This is a genomic window from Microbacterium sp. bgisy203, assembly GCF_965345155.1.
Classification (GTDB): Bacteria; Actinomycetota; Actinomycetes; order Actinomycetales; family Microbacteriaceae; genus Microbacterium.
The window spans coordinates 69378-85636 of the sequence record NZ_CBDRLZ010000010.1; the positions used below are offsets into that span (position 1 = coordinate 69378).

General features: G+C 63.9%; 14 protein-coding genes. 10 read left to right on the plus strand and 4 right to left on the minus strand.

Annotated elements, in window-relative coordinates; all coding sequences use genetic code 11:
- Positions 1-2: 2 nt before the first annotated feature.
- A complete protein-coding gene (locus tag ACRVYW_RS13015; RefSeq protein WP_431805166.1) occupies positions 3-398 on the minus strand; it encodes a hypothetical protein in 396 nt (131 codons plus the stop codon).
- A 53-nt stretch (positions 399-451) separates the two neighbouring features.
- Complete coding sequence (locus tag ACRVYW_RS13020; RefSeq protein ID WP_279071127.1) at positions 452-805, minus strand: MarR family transcriptional regulator; 354 nt, start codon at positions 803-805, stop codon at positions 452-454.
- A 251-nt stretch (positions 806-1056) separates the two neighbouring features.
- Here ACRVYW_RS13020 and ACRVYW_RS13025 point away from each other — a divergent pair, with 251 nt between their 5' ends.
- Genes ACRVYW_RS13025 through ACRVYW_RS13040 form a run of 4 tightly spaced genes read left to right on the plus strand, consistent with a single transcriptional unit; the run spans position 1057 to position 7401 of the window.
- Positions 1057-1779 carry a TnsA-like heteromeric transposase endonuclease subunit gene (locus ACRVYW_RS13025; protein WP_431805167.1) on the plus strand — a complete coding sequence of 241 codons (723 nt, stop codon included), beginning with the start codon at positions 1057-1059 and terminating at the stop codon, positions 1777-1779.
- Complete coding sequence (locus ACRVYW_RS13030) at positions 1776-3893, plus strand: hypothetical protein (RefSeq protein WP_431805168.1); 2118 nt, start codon at positions 1776-1778, stop codon at positions 3891-3893. The genes ACRVYW_RS13025 and ACRVYW_RS13030 overlap by 4 nt, the downstream gene beginning before the upstream one ends.
- On the plus strand, positions 3890-5011 hold the full coding sequence (locus ACRVYW_RS13035) for an AAA family ATPase (protein WP_431805169.1): 1122 nt from the start codon (positions 3890-3892) through the stop codon (positions 5009-5011). The genes ACRVYW_RS13030 and ACRVYW_RS13035 overlap by 4 nt, the downstream gene beginning before the upstream one ends.
- A 26-nt stretch (positions 5012-5037) precedes the next feature.
- Positions 5038-7401, plus strand: coding sequence for a TniQ family protein (locus tag ACRVYW_RS13040; RefSeq protein WP_431805182.1), 2364 nt, complete (start codon positions 5038-5040; stop codon positions 7399-7401).
- Here ACRVYW_RS13040 and ACRVYW_RS13045 read toward each other — a convergent pair.
- Both ACRVYW_RS13045 and ACRVYW_RS13050 read right to left on the minus strand, forming a co-directional pair.
- Positions 7355-7639 (minus strand): helix-turn-helix domain-containing protein, encoded by a 285-nt coding sequence (locus ACRVYW_RS13045; RefSeq protein WP_279071115.1) that lies wholly within the window; start codon positions 7637-7639, stop codon positions 7355-7357. The two genes, ACRVYW_RS13040 and ACRVYW_RS13045, sit on opposite strands and share 47 nt — an antisense overlap.
- A 119-nt stretch (positions 7640-7758) precedes the next feature.
- A complete protein-coding gene (locus ACRVYW_RS13050; protein ID WP_431805170.1) occupies positions 7759-7941 on the minus strand; it encodes a hypothetical protein in 183 nt (60 codons plus the stop codon).
- A gap of 304 nt (positions 7942-8245) precedes the next feature.
- On the opposite strand from ACRVYW_RS13050, the gene ACRVYW_RS13055 reads away from it, so the two are divergent.
- The 6 genes from ACRVYW_RS13055 (at position 8246) to ACRVYW_RS13080 (ending at position 15829) form a co-directional block, all read left to right on the plus strand.
- On the plus strand, positions 8246-8398 hold the full coding sequence (locus ACRVYW_RS13055) for a hypothetical protein (RefSeq protein ID WP_431805171.1): 153 nt from the start codon (positions 8246-8248) through the stop codon (positions 8396-8398).
- Positions 8399-8573: 175 nt separating this feature from the next.
- The gene (locus ACRVYW_RS13060; protein ID WP_431805172.1) at positions 8574-10106 is read left to right on the plus strand and encodes an AAA family ATPase; all 1533 of its coding nucleotides are present in this window, start codon (positions 8574-8576) and stop codon (positions 10104-10106) included.
- 80 nt (positions 10107-10186) lie between these two features.
- Positions 10187-11191 (plus strand): hypothetical protein, encoded by a 1005-nt coding sequence (locus ACRVYW_RS13065; protein ID WP_431805173.1) that lies wholly within the window; start codon positions 10187-10189, stop codon positions 11189-11191.
- Positions 11192-11406: 215 nt separating this feature from the next.
- Entirely contained in the window at positions 11407-12621 is a 1215-nt protein-coding gene (locus tag ACRVYW_RS13070; protein ID WP_431805174.1) for a DUF262 domain-containing protein, read from the plus strand.
- Positions 12621-13676 (plus strand): MAE_28990/MAE_18760 family HEPN-like nuclease, encoded by a 1056-nt coding sequence (locus ACRVYW_RS13075; protein WP_431805175.1) that lies wholly within the window; start codon positions 12621-12623, stop codon positions 13674-13676. The genes ACRVYW_RS13070 and ACRVYW_RS13075 overlap by 1 nt, the downstream gene beginning before the upstream one ends.
- Before the next feature lie 395 nt (positions 13677-14071).
- A complete protein-coding gene (locus ACRVYW_RS13080; protein ID WP_431805176.1) occupies positions 14072-15829 on the plus strand; it encodes a KAP family P-loop NTPase fold protein in 1758 nt (585 codons plus the stop codon).
- Positions 15830-16259: the final 430 nt, after the last annotated feature.

Here is a 16259-nt window from a genome sequence, read left to right on the forward strand (position 1 = left end):
GCCTACTCGGCTTCAGCGCGACCCGCGTCGGTCGTGATCTCGATACGGCCGGGCCTGACGATGTCGTCGTGTCCGGGGATGAATGAGATCGTGCCCACCCTCGTCCAGTAGCTGATGAGCCAGCGGTGCAGGAGCTCGAGCTGTTCTCGACGCTCGAAGGCCGTCCGTCCCGGATCCACGATCGTGGCGTCCCAATCGTCGATCTCGAAGACAGCGTCGATGAGCTCGGCGCAGGTTGGTCCCGTTCCGTGCGCGTCCCACCACTCGATAGTCGCCAGCCCAGCGCGATTCGCGGTAAAGGCGCCGCCCGGCTCGTCGATCGTTCCCAGGAGCGCGCCGAAGTACGGGTCCTCCACTGCGGTCGCGAACGACTCGTAGCGATCTTCACCGACGCTCATAGAGGAAGAATGCCATACCGATTAGGCATCCAGGTGCTCGGTTGAAGTGGGAGCTACCGTCCCGCGGGCGTTGGCTCCCATTGGATCGTGAAGGTTCCGGCTGCTCGCGCGTCAGCCTCGGCCTCGAGTCGCAGTGCGTAGTCCCACGTTGGATGCACTGCACGCTGGTAGATCCTGATCCGCTCAGGTGTGACCTCGTCGGTGCGCCGGACAAGTCCCAGCTGCTTTAGGCGTTTGAGCAAGGCGTGGATCGTGCTGGTCGACAGTCCAGTGGCATTCGCTACGGACGGAGTAGAGAACTTTCCGTCCGAGGAACGCGCGATCTCGGCCATCAGCGCGAGCATGTGGTTGCTGCCAAAGGCAAGCTTCGAGAGCTCCTCGCTCTGTTCGCTCGGCACGGTCTCCACCGCCTCATTTTCGCATGGGGCGCTCAACGCAGCAGGAGCATCGCGGGACGTCATCCAACGGCGTGGCGCATGTTGTGTATCTGACGCCCCCAAGCGTAAATGTCACATTCACTACTCGCCTCCTCCGCCGTGCGAGAAGCCCCAACACGAGTACCTCGGCCCGCGTGTCGAAGCTCCGGATCTTTGATGATGTCCGTACGTTAACGACTCAAGAGTTATGACTCTATGTTCGTGATTTTTAGGAGATCGACATGTCAGCGTCCTCGCCGCGTTACACGCTGAGATTTGATCGGGATGACCTCGAACGGGGCGACCTCTCGGACCTAGACGCTCGCCACGTCTTCGAGGCCGAGCCTCGGCGGACGTTCCGCTGGCATCGCGGACAGCGCCACTACCCAGGGCGCTACTGGTCCGCGACAACCGAGGGCTTTGTCGGATACGAAAGCCGCCTCGAACTCGCGGCGCTGCTCCTCGAGGACTTTGACCACCGAGCCGTTCGCATCGCCTCGCAGCCGTTCGAGCTGATCGCCGACCGGGACGGTGTCGATCGAAGCTACGTGCCCGACTATCTGATCGAGCACGACGACCACCGATTCACGGTCATCGAAGTCAAGCCAAAGCGCCGGCTCGAGGACCCTGAGATCGCGGGTGCTCTCCGGTGGGCGGGCGACATCATCCAGTCGCGCGGGTGGGCATACCGGATCGTCACAGAACCCGCCCCCGCACTGCTCTCCAACATCCGGTTCCTAGCGGGCTACAGGCGTCCCTGGCAGTTCCCTCAGCGAGACGTCGACCTGGTCGAGGAAGCCACTCGCGAGGCACCCACACTCGGCGCGGGTCTGCGGAGTGCTGGCGTCGCCTTGGGTGACGCTCCCTATGCGCGAGCGGTCGTGCTGCATCTGCTCTGGCGCCGCTCGATTCTCTGCGACCTCACCTCCGCCCTTGCCAACCACACCCAATTAGAGATGCCATGAGCCATAGCTTTGATATCCGAGTCGGCAGCACCGTCTCGTACGACGGTTGCCTCTGCACCGTCATCGAGATCGCCGGCGATGCCGTCGTCCTCGTCGACGGCGCCAAGAGAACCCGACGGGTTCGACTCGTCGAGCTCCTTCGCGACGTGATGGACGCATTCGGACTGCCGTCGGAGGAGGCCGCACTCACACCGCTCGCGCTGATCTGGGCGGACGCGACGGAAGCGCAGCGCGATGAGGCGCGAACAAAGGCCGCGCACATCCGCGAGATGCGCACGGGCTTCGCGTCGGGGCTGCCGACACTCGCTCAGCCGCACGAGCCGCGACCGGAGTACAACCCGAAGCTCACAACCATCCACGAGCGTCGCCGCACGAAGGCTGTTGAGCTCGGTGTCAGTCCGAAGACGTTGAAGCGCTGGGATGATCGGTTCGACGAGGGTGAAGATCTCGCGCTGCTCGACTTTCGGAAGACATCGTGGACGCCGGCGCTCTCCGGTCTCGATCCTCGCTGGGTCGACATGTGCCGACGAGTGGTCGAGGAGAACGTGCGCGGCGCGAAGCGCAGCGTCACGACCACGCTCGCGATCGTGTTGGCGAGGGTCAACCGGGAGTACCCGGATGCCGATGTGCGGATCCCCTCCGAATCCACCGCTCGCGACGCGGTCGCCGAGCTCACCCGCGGCAAGGGAACGTTCGGTGCGAGCATGCGGGCACAACGATCCATCAACACGCGGCCGCCCGTGCCATACGGACGCTTGGTCGCGACAAGACCCGGTGAGTATGTCGTCCTCGACACAACACCCCTCAACGTCTTCGGCGTCGCCCCGGTCACTGGCAAGTGGATGCGCGCCGAGCTGACCGTTGCCCTCGACCTCTACGACAGGTCGATCCTCGGGCTTCGCCTTGCGCCTGTCTCGACCAAGGCGGTGGATGTCGCGGGAGTGCTGATGGAGGCGCTCATGCCCCGCGAGATGCCGGCGGAGTGGGGAGACCGAGCGACCTGGCCGTTCCACGGCATACCCGAGAACATCGTCATCGATGTCGAGAACCTCAAGGCGCTGCGGTTCCGGCGTCCAGGCATCCTTCCCGACACGATCACCATCGATCACGGTAAGCCGTTCATGTCGATCCACGTGGCGAGCGTGTGTCAGCGACTCGGGATCTCCATCCAGCCGGCGCACGTCTATACCGGCACCGACAAGGCGTGGGTGGAACGGTGGTTCCGCACCATCAACGAGGTGCTGCAGGAGCTACCCGGCTACAAGGGCTCAGACATCGCGTCGCGGGGGGAGGCGCCCGAGGTTGAAGCCGTCTACACGATCCCGCAACTGGAGCAGATTCTCCGGGAGTGGATCGCGACGATCTACCACGTGCGCCCTCACGACGGACTTGTCGACTCGCAGCTGCCCGCGGCCAAGATGAGCCCGGCGCAGAAGTTCGAGCAGGGCATCGCGGTGGCCGGCCGGATCCGCGTGCCGTCGAACCCGAATCTGCTGCTCGAGATGCTCCCCGTCGTGAAGCGCAAGTTCAACCACTACGGCGTCGAGGTAGGCACGCTTCGCTACAACGGCGACATCGTCGGGAAGTACTACGACCGATCGCGGGCGATGGCGAAGAGCAAGCGGAAGTGGCAGTTCTCGGTGAACCCCGACGACTTCTCGCAGATCTACTTCAACGACCCCGACGACAACTCCTGGCACGTGCTGCGTTGGGAGCACGCGCCGAAGGTCCCGGTGCCGTTCAGCTTCGACGCCCTCGAGTACGCCAAGGGCATCGCTCTCGACCGTCGCAACGGTGTGAATGTGTCCGAAGTGCTCGGTGAACTCCTCGAACGGTGGGGTGCCGGCCGTGCGAGCACGCCCGCCGAGAAGCGCATCAGCGCGCGACTTGCCGCCCAGCTCGCTGAGACCGCGGATGGTCCGGACAGCCCGTTCTTCCCCCACATTGCAAAGCAGATCGCCGCGCAGATGGCCGAACCGGACCTGGGTGAGGAACTGGGGCTGGTCTCGCTCTCACCAGCACTCGCGAGCCAAAACGACGATCCTCTCGCCCCCACCGCTGACGAGCTCATCGACGAGGACCTCGACGACATCGACCTCCTGGAGGACCTGTGATCCTTCCCCTCGAGCGCGACGAACTCCTCTCTCGCTGGGAGGGGTGGCGGGACTTCGCCGAAGCGCCAGCCCTTGAGCAGCCCGAGCGGCTGTCGGCGAAACAGATCGAGGAGCTCAGCGAGGACGCGCGTGTCGCCTACGACTACCACCGCGAGCGATACCACGCGAACTTCCTGGTGAAGACTCCGCAGGTCGTGAGGCTGAACGGACGCCTCTGGGACCTGCTCAATGCGAACCAACAGGGCCCGTCTCGGGTGAAGGGCGCCGCGGTCATCGACTCGCCACCCGGACTGGGCAAGACCACCGCAGTCGACGCGTTCGGGCGGGCGTTCCACCAACGGCAGATCCTGCGGCACGGGCGTGACTTCGACGACGGGCAAACGCTCCACATCCCCGTCTGCAGAGTGGCGTTTTCCGGGAACACGACGACGCGTGCGTTGAACGAGTCCATCCTGAACTTCTACAACCATCCTTCCGCCGACGCCTCGAGGAGCCGATACCTGCGCAACCGAAACCTGGCTGCTTTGGCAGCCGAGTCGGTCCGCCGTCACGGCACGCGGTTGATCATCGTCGATGACGTGCACTTCCTGAAGATCCACACCGACGAGGGAGTCGCGCTGGCCAACGAGCTGAAGTGGCTCGCCAACGAGTACCCGGCGACCTTCCTATTCACGGGCGTCAACATGAGCAGCACAGGGCTGCTCAGTGAAAGCAAGACCGACAAGAAGCTCGCGATGTCGCAGATTGCGCGGCGTTGGACACGCCTGACCCTCCCGCCATTCGCGCACCCGGTCGGTGAGCACCGCAAGACCTGGATGACCTTGCTCGGCGCGATCGATGCGCGCCTCGTGCTGGCCAACGCGCGACCGCACATGCTCCGTGAGCAAGCGGACTACCTCTACGAACGCTCAACCGGAATGATCGGCTCGCTCTTCAAGCTGATCACCCTCGGTGCCGTGCACGCCATGCGTGACGGCACCGAGGAACTGACCCGTGCGGTGTTGGACGAGGTCGACATCGACGTGGCGGCGGAAGATGCGCGGGAGGTCGTTGCGATGGAGCTCGAGGAGAAGAAGCTCGCCGCCGCCAAACGGAGCAAGCCTCGGCCCGTCGCATGAGCCTCCGGCGCTTGCTGCACGTGGCTATGCCGCTCCCGGATGAACCTTTCGACTCCTGGGTCGAGTTCATGGCCCACAGCTATGGGGCCACCGTCGGCGAGATGGCTCGAGCGCTCGGACTGATCGGGAGCGACGGGTTGCCCGCCGCTGGATCCCAATCCTCACGGGCGTGGTCCACCGCGCTCGAACCCCAGCAACTCCGCAACCTCGAGCTGACGACCGGCCGATCGGGCGACGAGTTCCGTGCCATGACCCGCACCACGTTCGCCGCGAACGCCATCCGCCTCACACCTCAGGGACGCATCAGCGCGTCCTGCCCGGCCACGGGAGTAGCCGCCCGCTACTGCCCCGAGTGCCTCGCCGACTCGGGGGGCCGCTGGCGCCTGTCCTGGCAATTCCCGTTCGGGTTCGCCTGCCCACGCCACAAGCGCCTCCTCGTCGACAGGTGCCCGGGATGCACCCAGCCTCCCCGGCTCCTCGCGCATCACCTCACGCTCGTTCCGGAACCCGGGCACTGTCACAACAGACCGCGGACCGACCCGCCGACGTTCGGCGCGCGTTGCGGAGTCGATCTCACCTCGAGCGAGGAGTTCGTGGCGGCGGACTCCGAGACTCGCGAAGCGCAACGTGCGATCTTGAGGGTCATCGCTACCGGCGTCGGCGAGTTCGGCATCTACGCCGGCGGTCGACCGAGCACCGTCCAGGTGCTGTCCGACATGCTGCTGCTGTCACGCGCGGCACGACAAGCGCTCGTCGACGGAGAGCAATTCGAGTGGATGCCTGCGGGTCAGGTTGACGTGAGACCGATCGCGTCTCACAAGCGCACCGGCAAGGTGGATCTGCGGCCAAGCACTGCCCGAGAAGTTGCTCTCGGCAACACGATCGCCTTCGTTGCGCTGCAGTCGGGCGACCGGGTCACTGACCTGCTGCGCGGACGCGTCAGCGTCCACACCGCGCTCGATCACTACTCCCCGCCACTGCGCGATCACGTGAGCCGTGCGCTCGGTCGAATGAGGCGTCCTACTGCGACCCTTCAGGCGGTGACGATGTCGGTGGTGGATCCGGCCGCGAGAGCCGCAAAGCTTCCCGCCGTCCTGTGGCCCGAATGGACCTCACGCCTCGCACCGCGGCGTCTGGATGCGGAGATCGCCGGCGGTGCGCTGGCGGCGGCCGTGGTCTTCGTGGGCACCCGCCTCACTCACGGCTCGGCCATCAAGCTCCTCGATCCCGCAGCTCAGGGACGCCAGGTCAGCCACGTCATGCGCTCGCTCGGACGCAACGCACCGGAGGCTGACACCATCCGCGCGATCGCTCGCCTGGCTGCGCTCCTCGATGAGACCGCGACCCCGATCGACTTCTCACGCCGGCGGGTCATCGACTACTCCGGCCTCCTGCCCCGCGACGCGTGGCACGAGATCTGCCGGACCGCGAACGTGCTGCCCGGTGGGGATCGGCGATGGCAGACCGCTCGCGCGCACCTTTATGCCCTACTCAGCGGCAATCGCGTGGCGCGGGCGCCCTTCGCTCACGAGGCGAGCTACCCCTCGTTCGCCGAGATTCGTTCGTTCCGTGACGGACTGCCGGAGGTCGTGTCCAGTGTGCTCAATGATTGGGCGACCGCATTCCTGAAGGCACGGCACGTCGACGAGCCAGTGGAATGGATGCCGGACCTCGAGTTCGCCGGTCTCGCTGTTGATGTCTCCGCGTCGGGTCGAAGCGAATGGCCGCAGGCTCGCCCCGCGCGGGGCGTGGTTAGGCCGAACCACGCGGTCGCGGCATACTCCGCGGGACGGTCTGTGCGAGAGATCGCCTTCGAGCACGGTGTCGCCCGTCAAACCGTTAGCCGCGTGCTCGATGAGGCTGGCGTCGAGCCCCGCATCGGTCGACGGAGGGCTGACATCGATGTGGATTGGCTGCGGCAGCGGTACATCGACGAGCGCCACACCATCCCCGAGATCGCCGCCGAAGTCGGCGTGACGATGACCACGATCAACCGCCACCTCGAGGCCGCCGGGATCCCGCGTCGAGCCCGCGGAAGCGCGAGCAGAGCGACCGCGATACGGGTTGACCCGCGCGCTGGCGACTCACCGCTGCTGCGCCGGATCCTCGTCGGACAGGACGCCACGCAGCGCGCCGAACGATTTCTCATCGTCGCCCGTCACGACACCATGACGGCCGCCGCGGCCGAGCTTGGAGTGACGCTCAGCATCCTCGCGAACCAGATGAGACGGATAGGGGTCGATGCCGGCGGCCCGCTCATCCAGCGTGCGCTTCGAGGTCAGCCCCTCACCCTCACCGAGCTCGGCGTCGAGGTACACAACGAGTTGTCGCGCGCCTTCGGCCTCAGCGAAGCCGAAGATCCGGCGCGTCCGGCGGAAGGATCTCAGTGAGCTCGACGCCGAGCGCCTGCGACATCGCGAGCAGAGTGCGGATCGTCGGGTTCGCCGGCGTGCCCGGCTTTGACTCGCCCTTCTCGTACTTCTGGTACGTGTAGCGCGTCAGCCCCGACCGGTAGGCGACGTCCTCCTGGCTGAGTCCGCGCTCGTGGCGGAGTCGTTGAAGGTTCGTGGCGAGTTGGCCGGCGTAGTCGCTCCAGGCTGCATCCTCGGGTCGGGTCCGCTTCGCCACCGATCCAGCGTTCCCGCGACGGGAGGTCGGTATGGCCTAATCGGTATGGCTTTCCTGCGCGGTTTGCGCATACGAGATGTGGGGCCCGACGTTGGCCGTGCGCTCAGGCCCCACAGTCGCTAGCTGCGGATGCGCTGCGATGCGGCACCGGCCTCTGAGGCGATGCTCTTGAAGAATCGCTTTGCGTCGCGCCGAAGTGCGGCTTGGAAGCCTGGTTCGCGCCACACGTCGAGGGCATGCTGGGCGGCGCTGGCGAAAGCGGTCGCGAAGGCGCTTCGCGGGGTTGCGTCGATGAGGGCCATGGGGTCACCTCCTCCCGAACTCGTGGGTGCCGACTAGGACCACGCTGGATCGGTGGTCGATCGCGTGACTTCGAGCTCGAATCGTCCCGCGCGCGACCGAGAACGCAAAGTCGATCAGGATATGCCCGTCGGCGGAGCGGGTCAAGAAGCGGTGCGACAGCGGCGTCGGGAATTCGGTGTTGACGGCGAGTCAGCGTTGCCCATATTCTGATCAACTTTGCTTCGCGCTGAGCCGACCTTCGAGACGGATGGCGTGACCCAATGATTCAGCGGGCGACTACTCGATTCGAAAGGAGGTGAACTCATGGGGAAGTACAACCGCGACCAGAACTGCTGGTCTCGTGGGGAGGTGAGCGACGCCCGTCTGCACCAGCACTCCGGACCCCAGCACGCTTTCGGCGGCTGGGAGAAGGTCAGCAACGGGGACGGCTCGTACTGGATGCGCGAGACGCACTAGTGGCCCCGCGTGTCCCGCTCGCTGCACGCCTGGACGTCAGCGAGCGGGACACGATTACGCGCTGCTTCGTAAGAAGCAACCGACTCAATAGCATCAGACCGCGGCAACGAAAGGGCGCACGGTGGAGAACCAAGATGAAGTCGTCGAACGGGACTCGGCTGGCGACCCAGGGGCCGTGGCGCGCAAGCCCTACGGATCGGACTGGGTAGGAATTGACGGACGAGCCATGCGTGCTCGTCGGGACGCTCAGCGTCAGCGCGCGAAGGAAGCCGTTGTGCAAGAACGAGAGCGCCGCGAGAAGGCAGAGGCCGAGATCCTCGCGATGTCTGACGACGGTGTCCTGGGCTCCGTCAATTCGGCTCCGCACGATTCCGCAACGGCCCCACACGATTCCGCACCGGCTCCGCGTGCTCCGCAGCAGCGCGCGCGCCCGACGGCGCTGATCGAGCGACTCCACATCGAGAACCTCCGGTCCTTCTCAGGGGCTCACGACGTGGAGTTGGCGCCGCTCACTCTGGTCTACGGGCCCAACTCCGCCGGGAAATCGACCGTCCTCAAGGCTCTCAGGCTTCTGATGCAGACAGTCGACGCAGGACGGACCGATGCTCTTCGAGCGTGGGACAAGGCCTTCGAAGAAGCAAGCGCGCGCAACCTGATTACCTACACCGAGCCCGATCCCGAGGATCCGAGTGGGTTTCAGTGGCAGTCGCCGCTTGTCCTCGGTGTCGACTTCCGAACCCGGGACGGGCGTCTCGCCACAGCGGAATTGAGCTACGACCTCAACCCCGTGGGATCGATTGACTTGCATTCCACCGCCCTGGCAGTAGTCGGGGAGGAGGAGGCTTCACGCAAGCGATTCATCCCGGAGGACTTCACGGATGACCGCGACCCCTTCCACCCGTCCGACTTCGGCAACGGTCTTCTCACGCGCTATCGGGTCGGCGAGAGCCACGGAGGGTCCGACTGGGTAGAAGAGTCACGACTTGTGGACGCCGAGCTGTTCGCACATGAGGATCGGAAGCTGCAGTCTGATCTGTTCGAGATGGCGTTCCTGCTTCGTTACTTCGGGCCTCACCGTGGCGAGCCAGGCAAGAGCTACGACCCGGAGCGAGGTGTCTACAACTCGGACTGGTTTGAGTTCTTCGGCAAGCCTCGGCGCGCCGGATTCAGCGAGTTCGACCTCTTGAACCAGATGCTCGCCCAGCTCGAGGTGCCGTATGTGTTCGAACAGGACGCACTCGCGCGACTTCGGAGCCCGATCCAGCAGACGTGGATCATGAAGGATGTCCGCTCCGGCGCCCCAGTGGCACTGGACCAGGTCGGCTATGGCGTAAGCCAGTTGCTCCCAGTCGTTGACGTCGCCGTTCATGCCGAAAGGCAGGTCATTTGTGTCGAGGAGCCCGAACTGCACCTCCACCCTCGCCTCCAAGCGCGGCTCGGAAACTTGTTCGCCACAGCTGTACTTCGCGGGCGCAACCAGGTGATTGTAGAGACCCACTCGGAGAACATCCTTCTCCGTGTTCGAAGGCTGATTCGCAACGGGAAGTTGCGTCCTGATGAAGTTGCAGTCCTGTACGTGGACAACGTGGATGAAGCCGGTGCAACAGTTCGCCGCCTGCGACTCGGAGATCGTGGCGAATTGCTCGATCCTTGGCCTACGGGATTCTTCGACGATGGTCTCGCAGACATCCTAGGGATCACCGAGTGAGTACCTCTCCGCAGGCACTTTTCCCAGTAGCCGTCGATCCTGATGCTCTCCGGGACTACCCGACCGATAGAGATCGAATCGTGCATCGCGAGGTCATCAGGACCTTGGAGCGTTGTGGGGTCTTGCATGTCGCAGAGGCCGATAGCGCGGAGCTGTTCGAGGCAATCAAGGGCCTCGGTGACCTTTCGAAGACTTTGTGGCGAAAGCTCCTCTATGCGCTCAACGACCTGAATAGATTTGAACAGCCTGACGGCCCAACCGTTCGAGAGTTGCTGAACCAATGGACACAGGGCACTGGTGCGTATGGCGACGTTCGCCTTGTCGTGGTCGGCCGCGAGGCTGCGGGCGAGTGCGGCGTTGATGACGTCACCGGGTTCCGGTCCGGTGGGGGCGTCGATATCGCGATCGCCGACAGCATTGACCGAGCACCGTCAGTAATCGAGGCGGAGCGCGCTCACTTTGCGCCGGGCACCCCTCGCCAAGCGATCGCGGATTTCATCCTCCACCCACTCGCAGCGCGGTCACGGTCTGTGACTGTCTTCGATCCCCATCTCTTCGACCACATGCTTGGGACGGCAACGCCTCGTAGAGCGAAAATAGGTGCCGAGTGGGTTGAGCAACCCAGCGACCATGTCGAATGGTTGGTTGGAGAACTGTCGGTCACGCTGCCGGCAAATGCCACGATCATCCTGGTCGGTGATTATCCGACCGATCGACGAAAGGACGGCGCGCTGCTGACCAAAGAAGTAGCTCGCGCCAACATCGAGGCGGCATTGGCGAAGTCGTTGGCGAGCCGAGACCAACCAATCAACGTCAACTATTGCCTCGTCCAGGCGCCAAAGCGGGATACCAAGGTCAGCAATCGCTATCTCACATTCGATTGCGGGTTCGCCTTCTTGGTCGATCACGACTTCTTTCGGCTTGGTGCAAGTCATATCGAGGGACCGGAAGACTTGCTTCTATCTCTATTGGGGCAGGAGGCGCAGCAGCGGGTCCGCGACCTCGCGACCGGGTACGCGAACTACACACCAGAGAGCGCCCGACTCGCCGGGCAGGTTAGCGCCGGCCAAGCAACGGGTTCTTAGGTGGTCAGCACCCTCGGGCGATGACCTTGTTCGAGGCCTATTCGCTGCTCGGGTGCTCAGTCCCGAGCGATTCAGCGAACGAGCATAGGCACGGCCAAGTCAGAGCCGCGTCATCAACTCCGCCAGACTACGCTTGGCTCGAACTGGGCGGGACCGGAACCATCGGTGAGACCGTCCGACGAAGACCTGCCGATTGTGAAGGACGAGGCCCCATAGTGTCAGCTAGTCTGCTGCCCGGCGAGCAGATCAGTCTCGCGTCCGCCGAGCCAATCAGTGACTCGGAGATGTCTGACGCGGATATCGCTGCGCGCTATGCGAGCGGTGAGATCCGGATCGTCACCGATCAAGCTCGCACCCAGTTGGCGGAGCTACCGGCCGTTCTCCGCTCAGGGCGGTGGCAACTCCAGCCCGATTTTCAGCGCCGCAGTCGTTGGTCTCCAGGGAAGCAGTCGCGTCTGGTCGAGTCGTTCATCATGAACGTGCCGGTCCCGCCGATTTTCCTTTACGAGTACGAGTACTCGAAGTATCAGGTCATGGACGGGCTTCAGCGACTGACAGCCCTCTCCGCCTTCTACAACAACGAACTCGTCCTTACAGACCTCGAGTACTGGCAGGTCCTTGAGGGCAGAACGTACGAAACGCTTCCCCTTCAGTTGCGTCAGGGGATCGATCGTCGCTACTTGTCGAGCATCGTTCTGCTGTATGAGACGGCCCAGAATGAATCTCAAGCCGATCGCCTCAAGGAGCTGGTGTTCGAGCGGATCAACAGTGGGGGTGAGCCGTTGACGCCCCAGGAGTCGCGGAACGCACTCAGTAAAGGTCCGCTGAATATAGTTCTCCCCCGGCTTGCGCGCACTCCGAGCTTTTGCCGCGCTTGGCGGATTCCAGTCCCGGACGATGATGAGGTGGAAAACGGACACTTCGCCGAAGAAGTGCTACAGGACGAACGCTTCCGTCAGATGGAAGACGTTGAGATGGTGTTGCGCTTCTTCGCTCATCGACAGCGCGGTGCCGAAGCTGCGCCACGGCGCCTTCGTCCTTTTCTCGACGAGTACTGGACGCGCGGGAACCGAGAGTATTCGATTGATCTGGTTGAGCAGATCGGCGCGATCTTCACCGCCACCTCTGATCTCGCCGAAGAGGTCCTCGGCGAACGGGCGTTCTACATTCGGCGCGAGCGCAACGGACAGCGCTCGTGGGTTCCGCGGCCGACCCTGCTCGCGTACGACTCAGTCATGGCGGCGTTTAGCAAGCACCTCGAGCACGGGCCGGTCTTGAAGGAGCAGCGCCATGAGGTGTTGGCAGGACTAGAGCGCTTATATGACGAGAACGCCGCCGCGTTCGATGGTCGCCGCACAGACCCAAAGGACCTCGCGATGCGCGACGAGCTGATCGAGCAGCTTCTCGACTCAATCGTCGCCGAACACTAATGGACGCCATCTCCGAGTCACTCGATATCGACATTCTGAGGCTACGATCCGAGCTGGAGCTCCACGCAGTCTTGGACCGGGCCTTGCAGGATCGATTTAGCTCCGATGTCAGGGCGCTGACCGAGTTTGACCGGCGCGCGCGCCGCATGACGTACGCGAGCGTGGTCGTCGGTTGCTACGGACTGATCGAGCAGACCATGGATCAGCTGCTAATCGCTGTAGCCGAGTGCCTGAACGAAATCTATGCAACTTCCGGCGACCTGCCCGAGACCGTGCGCGTGGAGCACCGTCGGCTGATACTGGAATGCCTTCGGAACGGCGACCGCGTGCGAACGAGGGTCGCCGTGGATGAGCTAATCGCAATCGCGGCACTTGCCGCACGTGATGACGAGCCTCCGAACCTAGTTCCGGGCGTCTTCACATATGCGACCGCGAACTATCGCTACCCATATTCGAACGACCTTCTCGCTCGACTCTCGATGCGGATGGATCGGGAGCCGGATGCGCATGAAGCAGCCGACGCATTGAACAAGGCGGGATTCGCAACTTATGAGTCCTTCCTCGAGGACCTAGTCCAGCGCCGCAACGAGCTCGCCCATTCGTATGCAGAAGATGCGATCGTGAACCCCGATCTGCTCGAGGCCTACGTGAGCATTGTCGCGGCCTATCTCCGAGCCGTGGTCCGACATGTCGACCGCGAGCTACTTGCGCGCGTCGCGGTGGAGCGTGAAATGAAGATCGGCTCGGTCGTCAAGGTCTGGACTGGGCGCGTGGGCATCGAGATGAGCGCACGATCAATCTCTGTCGGCGATAGGTTGCTCCTGGTCAAGTCCGGTCGCCGGACGCTTCACCGGGTTGCCTCGCTCCAGAGCGAGGGCGAAGATGCTGAAACCTTCAGCGTGGATGGCCCCACGCCGATAAATGTGTCGGCGCAGGTCGAGCTCGTCGAGCAGGCGGCCGAAGGATCGGAAGCGTTTGTCGTCCCTGAGGCGTGGCTACGGTACTGGATCGATGACGAAGTCGCGGTCGCAACGCAGCCGTCAGATGAAGGTTGACTCGCGGTTGCGTGATTTTGCAACGGCGAAGTCGGTCGCACCTCCTCGCTGAACAGGTCGTCGTGGACAAGTCGACTGAGGAATCGGGCCCACCATCGTGGACATCTTCGGATCTACTCAGGCGGTTTGCTGCGGCTCCGGGAGACATCTCTGAGCGGTTCCTACAGTTGTAGGTTCCACGCCGAAATGACATATTCCACGGGTAGTTGGCAGGCACTTGGCATCTCTGCCAAGTGCCGTGGACACGCGCTTGTGGCTGAGGCGTGTGGTTCTGGGGAGGGAGTCGGTTCCAGTCCGTAGGGTCGGAACGCTGGCCTGGGTTGAGTTGCGAAGCACTGGGGGTTGTTGTGGGGTCAGATTTTCGGTTGTGGTCGGATGAGCCATCGGCGACAGACTTGCTGTCGTTCGATGCGATCGCGGACACCGTGGTCGATGCGCTATTCGACGGTGAGCTGGATCCAGTTGCTCTCGGTCTTGAGGGCGCTTGGGGTAGCGGCAAGACGACGGTGCTGCATCTGATTGAAAATCGGATCGCCACGGAGAACGTGGATGGTCAAGTGGTTGTCGTGGTTCGGTCGAACCCTTGGCAGTACGACCCGGCAGTGGGCGCCAAAGAGAGTTTGATAGCCGAGATCCTCGGTGCGTTGAGTGCTGAGTTTGACGCGTCCGACCCTGTGGGATCGGCGGGTCTGACTGCACTGAAGGCGCTGGTGAAGCGTGTCAACTGGTCCAAGGCTGTGAAGACGGCGGCCCGAACGGCTTTGACCTTGCAGCTTCCGTCGTTGGACGACGTCTTCGACTTGGTCAGCGACGACCCTGAGTCACTCGATTCGCCCAAGGGCATGGCGTCTTTCAAGGAGGAGTTCCAGAAGCTGCTGGCCGACCCGGCGTTGGCGCATGTGTCGCGAGTCGTCGTGTTGGTCGACGACCTCGATCGATGTCTACCGCCGACTGTGGTCGAGACTCTCGAGACGATCCGCTTGTTCCTGTCGGTCCCGGGGATGTGCTTCGTCGTGGCTGCGGATGAGGCGCGGGTCGCGGAGACGATTCGGATGCATCTTGGAACACCGCTTGTCGGGGACGGGCGAGAGAGTGTTGCGAGCTTGTATCTCCACAAGATCGTGCAGACGACGGTGCCAGTTCCGGCATTGAGCGCGTTCGACACGCGGGCATACTTGTTCCTACTTCTGGCGAAGCAGGAGTGCGGCAGTGATGATGCGTTCGCAGAGCTGGTGCGGGCGTGTGGTGAGCTGCGCGTCGCTGCCGGGAGCCTCGATGACCTGGAGCTGCCGGCGGATGGTTCGTTGCGGTCTGCGATGCAGAGCGCGGCGAGGTTGACCCCGATTCTGTATGAGAAGTTGCAGGCGAACCCGCGTCGAATCAAGCGGTTCATGAATGACTTGAACGTCCGGCAGTCGATCGCGGATCGGCGAGGGATTGCATTGTCGCCGGATGCGGTCGCGAAACTCATGGTGCTGGAGCGCACGTTGCCGACCGACTTCGACACTCTGCTCGGTTGGCTGAGCGCGGGGGTGCTGCGTCCCCGGCTGGAGCGTTTGTCCGAGGTCGCAGAGTCCGGCGCCGCCGCCGATCGCGGGGACGCAGATGATGGGGAAGGTGTCGACGAAGAGTCGTTCTCGGCAACCATGATCCGGTGGGCCAAGCTTCCGCCTGCCCTCGACGCGGCTGCGGCTGGCGGGTACTTGACGCTTGCGGCGGCGTTCCATGGTCGGCTGCTCGTCGACGAGGGGCTTCCGGAACAGTTGCGGGATATCGCTGCGGCATTGGCGTCAAGGTCGCAGATCGAACGTGAGGCGGTATCTCAGGACGAGCTACAGGCCTTGCCTCTGGGAGATGTGTCGGTGCTGCTCGATCATCTCGGCCGACGCCTCCAGGACGAGCCGGGCGTGCAGTTCGCGGCGGTGAACGCGATCATCACACTGGCGCGACTGCATCCGGCGGTACAGCAGGAGGCGCTCGTCGCCCTGGCTCGGCTGCGCGCGACCGATGTGAATGCCTCGACGGTGATGCTGTTCCGTTCCATCGAAGCTCAGTACGTCGATGTCCTTGAGGGGTGGCGCGTGGTGGGTGCCGACGATACCGACACCTCGAAGGCGCTGACATCGCTGCTCGGGCCGGTGGTGGCGTCCTGATGGGAACTAGTGGTGTGTACAAGGGAGGCGGCGGTGCAGCGGCTGCCGGACTGAGGGATGCGCTGAGCGACTGGCTTGACAGCGCATCCGCGCCATCGGCTCCCGCAGCTGGCGGCCCGACGATCGACGGGCGCCTGGATCCGAAGCGTGTGGGCGGGGCGTTGCGGTTGTGGTCCGGCCCGTCGGGTGGTGGCCGATCGGGTCGCGCTGGAGGATCCGGGAGCTCCGGTGGCGGCCGTTCTAGCGGCGGCGCGCAGCGCTCGGCCGCACGCGTAGCCGGCCCAGCCGGCAGCGCTGCGACTCTGTCGACCGCGTACTTGCGGGGTGAGCGCGCACCGTTGGAGGCGGCCGGGCTCGACCTCGATGAGCTTCGCGCCCTTGATGATCCGCTCGAGGTGCGCCGGCGCATCGTCGAGGCCGCGTTCGAGTC

Excerpts from the sequence above, each read along its gene's own strand:
- ACRVYW_RS13015 (WP_431805166.1), bottom strand. The coding sequence starts at position 398 with ATGAGCGTCGGTGAAGATCGCTACGAGTCGTTCGCGACCGCAGTGGAG.
- ACRVYW_RS13025 (WP_431805167.1), top strand. The coding sequence starts at position 1,057 with ATGTCAGCGTCCTCGCCGCGTTACACGCTGAGATTTGATCGGGATGAC.
- ACRVYW_RS13030 (WP_431805168.1), top strand. The coding sequence starts at position 1,776 with ATGAGCCATAGCTTTGATATCCGAGTCGGCAGCACCGTCTCGTACGAC.
- ACRVYW_RS13040 (WP_431805182.1), top strand. The coding sequence starts at position 5,038 with ATGCCGCTCCCGGATGAACCTTTCGACTCCTGGGTCGAGTTCATGGCC.
- ACRVYW_RS13050 (WP_431805170.1), bottom strand. The coding sequence starts at position 7,941 with ATGGCCCTCATCGACGCAACCCCGCGAAGCGCCTTCGCGACCGCTTTC.
- ACRVYW_RS13055 (WP_431805171.1), top strand. The coding sequence starts at position 8,246 with ATGGGGAAGTACAACCGCGACCAGAACTGCTGGTCTCGTGGGGAGGTG.
- ACRVYW_RS13075 (WP_431805175.1), top strand. The coding sequence starts at position 12,621 with ATGGACGCCATCTCCGAGTCACTCGATATCGACATTCTGAGGCTACGA.